This is a genomic window from Maribacter confluentis, assembly GCF_030505015.1.
In the GTDB taxonomy this organism is placed as follows: domain Bacteria; phylum Bacteroidota; class Bacteroidia; order Flavobacteriales; family Flavobacteriaceae; genus Maribacter; species Maribacter sedimenticola.
Window position 1 is genome coordinate 3,447,505 of record NZ_JAUKUC010000001.1, and the last position, 12,886, is coordinate 3,460,390.

The 12,886-nt window shown below is 37.4% G+C and carries 12 protein-coding genes; 10 read left to right on the plus strand and 2 right to left on the minus strand.

The window, feature by feature from the left end:
• Positions 1-140: 140 nt before the first annotated feature.
• The 7 genes from Q2T41_RS15070 (at position 141) to Q2T41_RS15100 (ending at position 7,302) form a co-directional block, all read left to right on the plus strand.
• On the plus strand, positions 141-704 hold the full coding sequence (locus tag Q2T41_RS15070; protein WP_304436750.1) for a nucleotide exchange factor GrpE: 564 nt from the start codon (positions 141-143) through the stop codon (positions 702-704).
• A 9-nt stretch (positions 705-713) separates the two neighbouring features.
• On the plus strand, positions 714-1,826 hold the full coding sequence (gene dnaJ, locus Q2T41_RS15075) for a molecular chaperone DnaJ (RefSeq protein WP_089259683.1): 1,113 nt from the start codon (positions 714-716) through the stop codon (positions 1,824-1,826).
• Positions 1,827-2,060: 234 nt separating this feature from the next.
• On the plus strand, positions 2,061-2,999 hold the full coding sequence (locus Q2T41_RS15080; protein WP_144805122.1) for an ABC transporter ATP-binding protein: 939 nt from the start codon (positions 2,061-2,063) through the stop codon (positions 2,997-2,999).
• The gene (locus Q2T41_RS15085) at positions 2,992-4,332 is read left to right on the plus strand and encodes an ABC transporter permease (protein WP_304436751.1); all 1,341 of its coding nucleotides are present in this window, start codon (positions 2,992-2,994) and stop codon (positions 4,330-4,332) included. Before Q2T41_RS15080 ends, Q2T41_RS15085 begins: the two co-directional genes overlap by 8 nt.
• A complete protein-coding gene (locus Q2T41_RS15090) occupies positions 4,314-5,234 on the plus strand; it encodes a mechanosensitive ion channel family protein (protein WP_304436752.1) in 921 nt (306 codons plus the stop codon). The genes Q2T41_RS15085 and Q2T41_RS15090 overlap by 19 nt, the downstream gene beginning before the upstream one ends.
• Entirely contained in the window at positions 5,194-6,126 is a 933-nt protein-coding gene (locus Q2T41_RS15095) for a DUF6268 family outer membrane beta-barrel protein (RefSeq protein WP_304436753.1), read from the plus strand. The genes Q2T41_RS15090 and Q2T41_RS15095 overlap by 41 nt, the downstream gene beginning before the upstream one ends.
• A gap of 12 nt (positions 6,127-6,138) precedes the next feature.
• Positions 6,139-7,302 (plus strand): sigma-54-dependent transcriptional regulator, encoded by a 1,164-nt coding sequence (locus tag Q2T41_RS15100; RefSeq protein ID WP_089259687.1) that lies wholly within the window; start codon positions 6,139-6,141, stop codon positions 7,300-7,302.
• A 2-nt stretch (positions 7,303-7,304) separates the two neighbouring features.
• On the opposite strand, the gene Q2T41_RS15105 is transcribed toward Q2T41_RS15100, so the two are convergent.
• Entirely contained in the window at positions 7,305-8,012 is a 708-nt protein-coding gene (locus Q2T41_RS15105) for a hypothetical protein (RefSeq protein WP_304436754.1), read from the minus strand.
• 176 nt (positions 8,013-8,188) lie between these two features.
• Here Q2T41_RS15105 and Q2T41_RS15110 point away from each other — a divergent pair, with 176 nt between their 5' ends.
• Positions 8,189-9,070, plus strand: coding sequence for a PPK2 family polyphosphate kinase (locus Q2T41_RS15110; RefSeq protein WP_089259689.1), 882 nt, complete (start codon positions 8,189-8,191; stop codon positions 9,068-9,070).
• Complete coding sequence (locus Q2T41_RS15115) at positions 9,042-10,448, plus strand: M28 family peptidase (protein WP_304436755.1); 1,407 nt, start codon at positions 9,042-9,044, stop codon at positions 10,446-10,448. Before Q2T41_RS15110 ends, Q2T41_RS15115 begins: the two co-directional genes overlap by 29 nt.
• Positions 10,449-10,496: 48 nt before the next feature.
• Here the strand turns inward: Q2T41_RS15115 and Q2T41_RS15120 are convergent, their stop codons facing one another.
• Entirely contained in the window at positions 10,497-11,639 is a 1,143-nt protein-coding gene (locus Q2T41_RS15120) for an acyltransferase family protein (protein ID WP_304436756.1), read from the minus strand.
• A 192-nt stretch (positions 11,640-11,831) separates the two neighbouring features.
• On the opposite strand from Q2T41_RS15120, the gene Q2T41_RS15125 reads away from it, so the two are divergent.
• On the plus strand, positions 11,832-12,764 hold the full coding sequence (locus Q2T41_RS15125; RefSeq protein WP_304436757.1) for a peptidylprolyl isomerase: 933 nt from the start codon (positions 11,832-11,834) through the stop codon (positions 12,762-12,764).
• Positions 12,765-12,886 lie beyond the last annotated feature (122 nt).

Here is a 12,886-nt window from a genome sequence, read left to right on the forward strand (position 1 = left end):
ACCTAATGTGATTAATTTCTATAGTATGAATCCGCTTTTTGGCGGATTTTTTTTTAAACTTTTGTGACATTTTGACATTTTTAAAGAATTGGCAGTACTTTTGCCTGCTTTTAAACGGCTATTTAAATATTAGGAAAAATATGAGTGATAAAGAAAACACTTTAGATGATGAATTCTTGGAAAATGAGATTCAAGAAGATGATATAAATGAGCAAGAAGCAACACTTGGAGATGTGGAAAATGTTGAGGAGCTTACAGAAGAAGAGGTACTAAGGGAAGATTTGGCTAAAGAAAAGGATAAATTTTTAAGGTTGTTCGCGGAATTTGAAAACTACAAAAAACGTACTTCAAAAGAGCGAATGGATTTGTTCAAAACTGCCGGTCAAGAAGTAATTGTGTCGTTATTACCTGTATTGGACGATTTTGACAGGGCAATGAAAGAATTGGCAAAATCTAATGATGAAGAGATGTTCAAAGGTATTGAGCTGATCAATGTAAAACTTAGGGAAACATTAAAATCCAAAGGATTACAAATGCTTGAGGTAAATACGGGTGATGTTTTTGATGCTGAAATACATGAGGCAATTACACAGATACCTGCACCGGACGAAAAAATGAAAGGTAAGATCATTGATGTCATCGAAAAAGGTTTTTCATTGGGTGACCGTATTATTAGACATCCAAAAGTTGTAGTAGGAAATTAAAAAATTGGCATGAAGGAAGATTATTATGAGGTATTGGGCATTAGTAAGAGTGCTTCTGCCGCTGAAATAAAAAAAGCATACCGTAAAAAAGCGCTGCAATACCACCCGGATAAAAACCCAGGTGATAGTGAGGCAGAGGAAATGTTCAAAAAGTCTGCCGAGGCTTATGAGGTTTTGAGCGATCCGGACAAAAAAGCACGTTATGATCAATTTGGACATCGCGCCTTTGAAGGTGGCGGCGGTTTTGGCGGCGGAGGTATGAATATGGATGATATCTTCAGTCAGTTTGGTGATATCTTCGGTGGCTTTGGTGGCGGTGGCTTTAGCGGTTTTGGCGGCGGTGGTGGTCAACGCAGGACCAAGGGTAGTAATCTGCGCATTAGGGTAACCCTTAGTTTGGAAGAAGTTGCCAATGGTGTAGAGAAAAAGGTAAAGGTTAGAAGAAAGGTTCAGGCAGAAGGTGTAACCTATAAAACATGTAGTACATGTGGTGGTAGGGGACAAGTGACCAAAATACAGAATACCATCTTGGGGAGAATGCAGACCGCAGCGGTTTGTAGTGCATGTGGCGGTAGTGGTCAAATTTTGGACAGTAAACCAAATGATGCGGATGCCCAAGGACTTAAGGTTACGGAAGAGACAGTTTCCATAAACATACCTGCCGGTGTTGAGGATGGTATGCAGCTTAAAGTACCCAATAAAGGTAATGATGCACCGGGCAATGGTGTGCCTGGAGATTTATTGGTGGCTATTGAGACCCAGGAGCATAGTACCTTAAAGCGTGAAGGAGACAATCTTCATTATGATCTTTATGTGAGTATTTCAGAGGCAGTACTGGGAACTTCAAAGGAAATAGATGCCGTTGGCGGTAAAGTACGCATTAAGTTAGAACCTGGTATACAGTCCGGAAAAATCTTGAGATTACGAGGTAAGGGTATTACTAGCCTGAACGGTTATGGTTCTGGAGATTTGTTAGTACACGTAAATGTATGGACGCCAAAAGAATTGAATAAGGAACAACGTGAGTTTTTTGAAAAAATGAACGGCAACGATAATTTTGAGCCTAGACCGGAGAAATCTGACAAATCTTTTTTTGAAAAAGTTAAAGATATGTTCTCTTAGGTATTTTAGATTGTTTTTAAATAAAAAACGTATATTTGAGATAATATTGGGCAACCAATATTAATTTTCTTTTTCATAGCAATTTTTTTCCCATCCTTGATTTATTGAGGGTGGGTTTTGCTTTTTATAAGGTTGCTGTTTATCAATTATTTAGCATAAAATATTTGACTATAAAGGATTCATAAAGGATATAGCTAGTCAAAACAATTCAATATCTTTGAACAAATTGCTTACATGAACAACATTTTGGTAGCTACTAATGTCACAAAACGCTATGGTGACCATTTAGCTTTAAAAGACGTTTCCCTAGATATTCCAAAAAACAGTATTTATGGATTGCTTGGCCCTAATGGTGCCGGTAAGACTACCCTAATACGTATCATTAATCAAATAACCTATCCTGATCAAGGGTCGGTTTTTTTTGATGGGGAACCTTTAAAACCGGAACATATTGCACAAATAGGATATTTGCCAGAGGAAAGAGGTCTATATAAGAGTATGAAAGTTGGGGAGCAAGCCCTATATCTTGCACAGTTAAAAGGTTTGTCCAAGGCTGAAGCAAAAAAACGATTGAAATTCTGGTTTGAAAAATTGGAAATTGGTGATTGGTGGAATAAAAAGATACAGGAGCTATCCAAAGGTATGGCCCAAAAAATACAATTTGTTGTAACTGTTCTCCATGAACCTAAATTATTAATATTTGATGAACCATTTAGCGGATTTGACCCTATCAATGCCAATATAATCAAAGAACAAATTTTGGCATTAAAGGAAAATGGGACCTCCATAATATTTTCTACACACCGTATGGAATCTGTGGAAGAGTTGTGCGAGTATATAGCATTGATTCATAAATCAGAAAAAATTCTGGATGGTAAATTGTCAGAAATCAAAAAAGCCTATAAGAACAATATTTTTAAGATAGGATTGGAGAGCACGGGTGCCAATGGTTTGTTAGAGGACCTACAACAAAAATACAAAGTCTTGACCCATGAATATGACAGTAAAGAGAGCCAATTGAATATTTCCGTTCAATTACCCTCTAATGATTCTAGGGAAATTTTAAATTATTTAGGTCAAAAGGCCAATGTAAATGGTTTTGTAGAAACCATTCCATCGGCTAATGATATATTTATTCAGACCATCCAAAAAAGAAATTTATCCCATGAATAAATTGCCGCTGATAATTAAAAGAGAGTATTTGGCAAAGGTTAGGAACAAGTCTTTCGTAATCATGACATTTTTAAGTCCAATTTTAATGGTGGGCATGATTTTGTTGATTACCTATCTAACCCAGTTGAACGACAATGAGAAAAGAATAATTGCGGTCTTGAACGAAAGTGGGTATTTTGCTAATGAATTTGTAGCCACTGAAGCTACTTCCTATGTTAATTTTAGGGATATTTCTTTGGCTCAGGCAAAAGATTCTACGCTAAGCTTGGGATATTATGGATTGGTATATTTACCGGAAGAACCCAATTTGGAGCGTGTGGCGCAACGTGCATTTTTTTATAGCAAGGATGCGCCAAACGCATCGATACTAGAAAAATTGGAAAATGTGATCACCAGTAGATTACGACAGGAGCGTTTAAGAGAACTGGGTCTCTCCCCAAAAGAATATGCAGAAATGGATCGTAGCTATAACCTTAACATAGAGACGTTTGATGGGCTGCAGAATATTAAGGGAATCAATGAGATTAAAGCGGTAATAGGTGGCGCATTCGGTTATTTAATAATGATGTTCATCATTATCTATGGAGGATTTGTAATGCGTAGTGTCATAGAAGAAAAGACCAGCCGTATTATTGAAGTCATTATATCATCCGTAAAGCCTTTTCATCTAATGATGGGTAAAATTATTGGAACCTCGTTGGCGGGTATTACCCAATTTGGTATTTGGATCGTTTCCGGTGTAATTTTGTTGTTCATTGGCTTGGCTATTTTTGACATTGATCCTTCTGCCTTGACAAAAGGGGGTATGCCACAGACCATGGGCAATGGTACAGGTATGGATGTAGATAGCGTTACCCAAAATATTCAACTATATGCCCAGGAAATTTTTGAGATTCCTATCTTGGCCATGTTGATTTTCTTTATCATCTATTTTGTACTGGGATATTTAATATACAGTTCTATTTATGCGGCTATAGGGGCAGCAGTAGATAATGAAACGGATACCCAACAATTTATATTCCCGGTAATTTTGCCGTTAATGCTGGCTATTTACGTAGGTTTCTTTTCCGTATTTAGCAATCCTAACGGTCCAATTGCGGTAGCCTTTTCCCTTTTTCCGTTGACCTCCCCAATTGTAATGCTCATGCGTTTGCCATGGGGTATTGGTGAAGGCGGCGTGCCTGTTTGGCAATTGATTAGTTCTATCTTAATATTAATAGCTACATTTATTGGTATAGTGTGGGTCGCAGCTAAAATATATAGGGTTGGTATCCTTATGTACGGCAAAAAGCCTAGTTATAAAGATTTGTTCAAATGGCTCAAATATTCTTAATGATACAAGAAGGTACCGAAAAAATAAAGGATATCATTGAAGATGATGTCTGGGGTACCATAAAGAAATTTCTTGAACTTGGTTATCAATTTGGCGAAGGGGAAAAATCCATACATATTACGGTGGGACTTCTACTTTTGTTAACCATTGCCTTTTTACTTACTAGTACCGTATTACAGGGTATAAGAAGATTTTTTACCAGGAATATGGAAACAGATGACAAACTTAAGTTCATCAGTATTTTTAAGTTCATTAAGTACTTGGTATATGTTGTGGTCATCTTATTCACCATGAGCGCCGCAGGTATTAATATTACTATATTAATTACTGCATCCGCTGCATTGTTCGTAGGTCTAGGTTTGGCTTTACAGGAAATTTTTCAGGATATTATCGGAGGAATTTTCATTATCGTTGATAAATCGCTCAGAGTGGGGGATATTATAGAAATAGATAATAAGGTAGGTAAGGTTTTTGAAATAAAATTAAGGACTACAAGGGCAGTAACCAGGGATGACAAGGTCATTATTATTCCTAACCATAAGTTTATAAGTGATATTGTCTACAACTATACCCAAAATCATAAAACTACCAGAGAATCTATACAAATAGGTGTAGCATACGGAAGTGATGTAGAGCTGGTAACACGGTTATTGCTAGAGGTCATAAAATCACATCGAAATGTGTTAAAGAGTCCCAAGCCTTTTGTGATTTTTGAAGATTTTGGTGATTCTGCATTGATCTTTGTTCTTAATTTTTATATCACCGATAGTTTTTCGGTACCGCGGATTAAAAGTGAATTAAGATATAAAATTGATGCCGAATTTAGAAAGCATAAGGTAACGATACCTTTTCCCCAAAGGGATGTTCATATTTATCAACAAGGTACTTTACGGAATGAGTAGCAGTATAAATGCTTGTAACAAGCTCTTGGCAAGATTATTTTTTTCCATTATCATGTTTTTTACGTTCTATACGTTTGGCCAAACACCAGATGTTTTTAGAATAGAGTATATGTTGATGCCGGACAATAGTGCCAATGTAGAAACTTCACGTATTAAACTGGTGCTGAACGTACCTTTGGCAGTTCGTGGCAAGAAAGATTATGTCGTTCTGGGGGCGGAATATAATCGGTACAATTTTGAAGTTCCGGACAATTTATTCCCTAATGCGGATGATATCAATAAATTTCATGTTGTGGATGTCAATTTGGCCTATATGTATAAGCTTAGTGAAAATTGGCGTTTGGTGGGTGTGGTTACACCAAGATGGTCCTCTAATTTTGTGGAAGAATTACAACAAGAGGATTTTAATGTCAACGTAACGGCCGGGGCGTATAAAAACATCAAGGATGTAGAGAAGCCTTATATACTGGTAATGGGCCTTTCCTATAATGGAACTTCGCCAATAGATGTGCCCTTACCCTTTTTATATTTTGAAAAACGATTTCATAAAAATTGGTCCTATGTATTGGGAGCACCAAAATCCGGGATGAAGTATTTTACTAAAAAGGGACACTTTTTTCAGACCGAGCTTTTTTTGGACGGGTATTATGTAAACATTCAGAACAATATTTTGCTTCCAGGAAATAATTTGTCAACAGATGTATCATCTACGGCATTATTATTGACCCTAGGATATCAATATAAGATAACGAAAGATATGTCCGTTTACCTTATAGGAGGTCATTCCTTATTTCAGAACGGGGTATTACGTGATCAGGAAAGGAATGATATATTTACATTAAATGATGAAGCGGGGCTTTATTTTAGAACTGGCTTTAGAATTGGAATTTAAAAAAATAACAGTATGTCAAAAATTTTGGTAATTGAAGATGAAGCGGCAATTAGAAGGGTATTGGTAAAAATCCTTAGTGAAGAAAACGATGCCTATTCCGTTGAAGAAGCGGAGGATGGCCTCAAAGGAATAGAAACGATTAAGAGCAATGATTATGATTTGGTGCTATGTGATATAAAAATGCCCAAGATGGATGGTGTTGAGGTACTTGAAGCGGCCAGAAAAATAAAACCTGAGATTCCGTTTATTATGATTTCTGGTCATGGTGATCTTGACACCGCTGTAAATACCATGCGTTTAGGAGCGTTTGATTACATATCCAAACCGCCAGATCTAAATAGGTTGTTGACTACGGTAAGAAATGCTTTGGATAGAAAGGTATTGGTGGTAGAAAATAAAAAATTAAAGAAAAAGGTCAGCAAGAATTATGAAATGATCGGGGAGAGTAATGAAATCAGTACGATCAAGGGTATGATAGAGAAAGTTGCCCCTACAGATGCCCGGGTATTGATTACCGGGTCTAACGGAACGGGTAAAGAGCTGGTGGCCCATTGGATCCATGAAAAAAGTGGAAGAAGTAGCGCGGCGTTTATAGAGGTAAATTGCGCGGCCATTCCGTCGGAACTTATTGAAAGTGAGCTTTTTGGTCATGTTAAAGGGGCGTTCACCTCTGCTGTAAAGGATCGTGCGGGTAAGTTTGAAGCCGCTAACAAGGGGACAATATTTTTAGACGAAATAGGGGATATGAGCCTTTCTGCCCAAGCAAAAGTTTTAAGGGCCTTACAGGAAAGTAAAATCTCTAGGGTTGGTACGGATAAGGATATTAAAGTGGATGTTAGGGTTATTGCAGCTACCAACAAAGACTTAAAAAAGGAAATAGAAGAAGGTAATTTTAGAGAGGATCTTTACCATAGATTAGCGGTTATCTTAATACAAGTTCCAAGTTTAAATGATAGAAGGGACGATATTCCTTTACTGATCGAACACTTTTCAAAGAAAATCTGTGAAGAGCAGGGTATGGCAACCAAAACATTTTCAGACGGGGCGGTCAAACTTTTAAAAGCCTATGATTGGACTGGAAATATAAGAGAACTTAGAAATGTAGTGGAACGCTTAATTATCCTTGGTGGACAAAATGTGTCAGAGGATGATGTAAAACTATTTGCCAGTAAGTAAGATTATTTACTCTGTGCAATTTTGGCACAATTACCCAATTTGTTCAATGCTTGTTGGGTAATTTCTTTTGTCCTTAAATTATAGTATTTACTACCATCGGACAAATTTGTTTTTAAAAGCTGTTGTTCGCACTCGTCAAATATTCTTTTGGCAAAAACATAAGCTTCCTTACAATCAACGGTTTCAACAACTTTATTCAACGATAATCTGTATTTTTCCAGAGACTGATCAATCTTTTCGGTTAGGCTTGAGGGTTCCTTTACTATCGTAGGAATATTGTGTTCTGTTGGTTTTACATTAGTATTCATGGCCAAAAGATCATTGGCATAAATGCTGTTATGGGTATTATGCTCAGCAAGTACGACCATGGTGTCTTCAGTAATTGATAAAGATTTTTTTAAGAAATTTTGTGTACCGATTAATGTGGTAGATTTTGTGGCAGCTATTAAATTCTCTAGATTTTCTTCCATTTTTTCCCTTGCAAGGGTGCATCCACATTGATCCAATTGCATTTTAGATTTCTCAAGTGCATTAAGGGCCTTATAGGAATAGAATCTAGCTTTGTTTATATCCTCGGTTTGTAATGCTTCAACAATACGTGCTTTGGCAAAAGCCATGTTGGAATTTGCATACTCGCAATCTAAATTTGAGCTAAAGGAAGACAGTAATAATATGCAGGAGGTGCAGAATATATAGGCATATTTCTTCATTGGTAGGTTTTAGGATTGTAAAATTTGGGACTTTACAGCTTTAAATTTAAAAATTGTGGTGGCTAATTTCTATTATTTTCGATACAATACCCATGTAATACGATTAACGGATCCTCTGTACAAAGTCATGTGCAATAAGATTTGGTATCTATGAGATTTAAACTTTATATTTCGGTATGGATAAAATAACAATAGATACATATAGGGCCAATGCCGATTTTAAGTTGGCGAAGGCCCCAACTTTTGAAGATTTTGGTAAAACGGATAAAGAACTGAAAAAAGAACTGGCTGTTATACGAAGGGAGTTAGGTGAATTTCAGGACACCATTTACGCCCATGACAAGTATAGCATCTTGGTTTGTCTACAAGGCATGGATACAGCCGGAAAGGATAGTTTGATCCGTGAAGTTTTTAAGGACTTTAATGTCAGTGGAGTAGAAGTGCATAGTTTTAAAGTGCCTACGGAATTGGAACTGAGCCATAATTATCTTTGGAGACATTATATAGCCTTGCCCGCTAAGGGTAAATTTGGGGTCTTTAATAGAACACATTATGAAAATGTTTTGGTGACTAGGGTTCATCCTGAATATATCTTAAACGAACATATACCGGGTATTCACTCCGTGGAGGACATTGACCAGAAATTCTGGGACAAAAGATTTGAACAAATCAATGATTTTGAACGGCACTTGGCGGAGAACGGAACATTGATCTATAAGTTCTTTTTAAATCTATCCAAAGAAGAACAACGCCAACGATTATTGCGCAGGCTTGCCGTTAAGGATAAGCATTGGAAATTTTCTCCGGGAGACCTAAAGGAAAGAAAGTTGTGGTCCGTTTATCAAAAATGTTACGAGGAGGCTATTTCAAGAACTACAAAAGAGCATGCTCCTTGGTTTTCCATACCCGCAGATAATAAAAAGGCGGCAAGGGTAATTGTAGCGTCTATCCTATTAAAATCGTTAAAAAAATATAAAGATATTAAGGAGCCTATGTTAAGCGACAAAATTATGGCTAATTTAGATTCCTATGAAGAACAACTACAACGTGAGGGTTAAGCTTTTCTGTTTATTGGTTTTTATTTATGCAGGTAGTTCCATTGCACAGCAAAGCGATCAGGAACAAATTAAGGCTTTTTATGATACGGCTTTGATCAATGGAACCGGTTACAACTGGTTGAATTACATTTCCAATCAAATAGGTGGCAGGTTGTCCGGGTCTGTGCAGGCCCAACAGGCAGTTGATTATACCAAGTCGCAATTAGATTCCCTTGGGCTGGACAATGTATGGCTGCAGCCTGTAATGGTCCCAAAATGGGTTAGGGGTACCCCTGAATTTGCATATTACGAAACCACTCCCGGTATGACCACCAATGTTGCCATATGTGCTCTTGGAGGGTCTGTGGCCACACCACCAAAAGGATTAAAGGCCAAAATAGTTGAAGTAACCGGTATTGAAGGTCTGGAACGGCTTGGTAAAAAAGGTATAGAGGGCAAAATCGTGTTTTTCAATAAAGCTATGGATCCTACCTCCGTTAATACTTTTGATGCTTATTCCAATTGTGTGGATCAACGTTACGCAGGGGCCATGGAAGCTTCCAAGTATGGGGCAGTAGGGGTAATTGTCCGTTCTATGAATTTGCGTTTAGATGACTTTCCCCATACCGGTTCAATGGGGTATGGTGACCAACCGGTAAATGAAAGAATTCCCGCAGCGGCCATCAGTACCAATGGTGCGGAGCTATTAAGTACATCGTTAAAATTAAATCCGGACATTAATTTTTATTTCAAACAAAATTGTAAACAGTTTCAAGACGTTGAGTCGTATAACGTTATAGGGGAAATAACCGGCAGTACATTACCTAATGAGGTTATTGTCATAGGCGGACATTTAGATTCTTGGGATCTGGGAGACGGTTCCCATGATGATGGTGCTGGGTGCGTTCAAAGTATGGAAGTACTTAATCTTTTTAAGAAAACCGGATATAGGCCAAAACGCACAATCAGGGTCGTTCTTTTTATGAACGAAGAAAACGGATTACGGGGTGGTATCAAATATGCAGAATGGGCAAGTACAGGCAAGGAGCATCATATTTTTGCACTTGAAAGTGATTCTGGTGGTTTTACACCTAGAGGATTTACCATTGATGGATCGGACAATGCGGTTCAACACATAGAGGCATGGAAGACCTTGTTTAAACCTTACCTTGTTCACTATTTTGAAAAAGGTTTTGGAGGTGCCGATATTGGACCGCTAAAAAAAATAACGAACAAGAAGATAGTCTTGGCAGGTCTACGGCCAGATTCACAGCGTTACTTTGATTATCACCATGCAGAAAATGATACCTTTGAACAAGTGAACAAGCGAGAACTACAATTGGGTGCCGCCACTATGACCAGTTTAATATATTTGATAGATAAATATGGTATAGACTAAAATTTAGGGTAAAGTTGTCTTTACCTTAAGTTGTATAGGAAATCCAATTTATTTATCGGAAAGTTTACCCGGAATATTTTCAATTTCCGATTTTGGTAAAGAGTCAGATTTCCATGTAATGCCCAATACATAATCAATTACCTTTCCAAGATACTTTTCCATGAAATTGGACAAAGGACCAGCTATATATCTTACGATCAAAAAGGATACGGCAATCATTAAGGTTATGGTGCCTACCAATATCACATACTTGTTCATGTAATCCATAAGGTTGTTAAAGATGATATACCCTATACGTTGGTGCAATAAGTATAATGGGTAAGTCATTATGCCCAAATATAGAAAGTAAGGTTTGTTCATCCATTTTAAACCTCCTAGGATGACTAATAACATAATACCATAAGCACCGAACATTACAGCAACTATTAAAGCTTCAGAGAACGTTTCGTTATAAATGACCATAGCCATTTTGGCATATATCAATCGGTGAAAACAGGATAATGCAAAACATACAGCTAGGGCAATGCCATTCTTGAGATTTACTTTTTTGGTTTTATAGATATCCGCCATCAACATACCGGCAATGAATGCAGGCGACCATTGAAACATAAGAAAGAGGTTAAGTACCTTAAAAACCAATAAGTTCTGTACTAGTGGATAAATAACGGTTAACACTAACCATATATAGGCAATTGTTGCAATTTTCACTTGTTTATACCTGTAAAGGATTAAATATCCAAGTGCCAGTGCATAGAACCTTAATTCTACGGACATGGTCCAATACGCCCCATCTAGGCGTTCTATATCGAAGAAATCCTGTAAAAGGGTTAAATTGAAAAGAAATTGTCCAAATGTTACCGTAAACCTAGGGGCTCCATAAAATACGGTGACCAGATAAGTAATTAGGGCACAAAGCCAGTATACAGAAAACAGGCGTACTACGCGAGATTTAAAAAAATAGGTAACCGATTTGTTGGCGACCGATAATGCAATTACAAAACCACTTATTATGAAAAATAGGTCAATGAACACGGCACAATACTTTACCCATTCCCCTGCAAGCTCCAGAAAGCTCAAATTCGTTAGGTTGTCCGCTTTAAACCCCCTATATAAATAATGCACTAACATTATGCCAACTGCGGCAACAAATCGTAATAAATCAATTTGGTAAATACGTTGTTTTACAGCCATACTAAGATGATGCGTTTTGTATAAGAAAACAAACAACGCTATATTTTGAACAATAATTTATTCTTCTCGACAGAAGTATAAATAAATTGGTTCATCTTCTTTTTAATAGGATATTATAATTGGGTTTGGTTCAGCTCAAATTCACGAACGGTAAAATTTCTTTACCTTTGTCCGATATTAAAAATCAGTATAATGGAAGATGGAATTTATGCCAAGTTCAATACGAGCAAAGGCGAGATATTAGTAAAATTAACACATGAAAAGACTCCTGGAACAGTGGGTAATTTTGTGGCCTTGGCTGAAGGTAAAATGGAAAATAGTGCAAAAAGCGAAGGCGAACCATTTTATAATGGTTTAAAATTTCATAGGGTAATCCCAGATTTTATGATTCAGGGTGGATGTCCTTTAGGTCGTGGTACGGGAGATGCCGGTTATAAGTTCGATGATGAATTTCACCCGGACCTTAAACATGACGCCCCAGGTGTATTGTCCATGGCAAATTCTGGCCCCGGCACAAATGGAAGCCAGTTTTTTATTACACATGGGCCAACCCCTTGGTTAGATAATAAACATACCGTATTTGGAGCTGTAGCCAGCGGTCAGGAAGTCGTGGATGCCATTGCTCAAGATGATAAGATAGATTCTTTGGAAATTGTAAGGATTGGGGAAGAAGCCGAAAGATGGGATGCGTTAAAAGCGTTCAAAGACTTCAATGCTGAAGGTGAGGCACGTTTGGTAGCGGAAAAGGCAAAGCAAAAAGCAGAACTTGATAAAGTTTCTGCCGGTTTTGATTCTACAGCTTCTGGATTACGTTATAAGATGATTCAAAAAGGAGATGGGGCAAAAGCGGAAAAAGGGAAACAGGTTTCCGTACATTATGAAGGTTCCCTATTGAACGGACAGGTTTTTGACTCTTCTTACAAACGTAATTCTCCCATAGATTTTCAGTTGGGAATTGGTCAAGTTATACCGGGATGGGACGAAGGTATTGCCTTATTGCAAGTTGGTGATAAAGCACGTTTTGTTATACCATCCGATCTGGCTTATGGCGCTGCAGGCGCAGGTGGGGTAATTCCACCGAATGCTACTTTGATTTTTGACGTTGAATTGATGAAAGTAGGATAAGCTTAAATACATCTAATAAAATCAACACCTATGTCTAAAGATATAGGTGTTTTTTTATGTGTAGTATTCTAGTAAAGAATGCGCAATAAAAAAGGAATAGGCTTATTTTTTCCTAGTAGCAA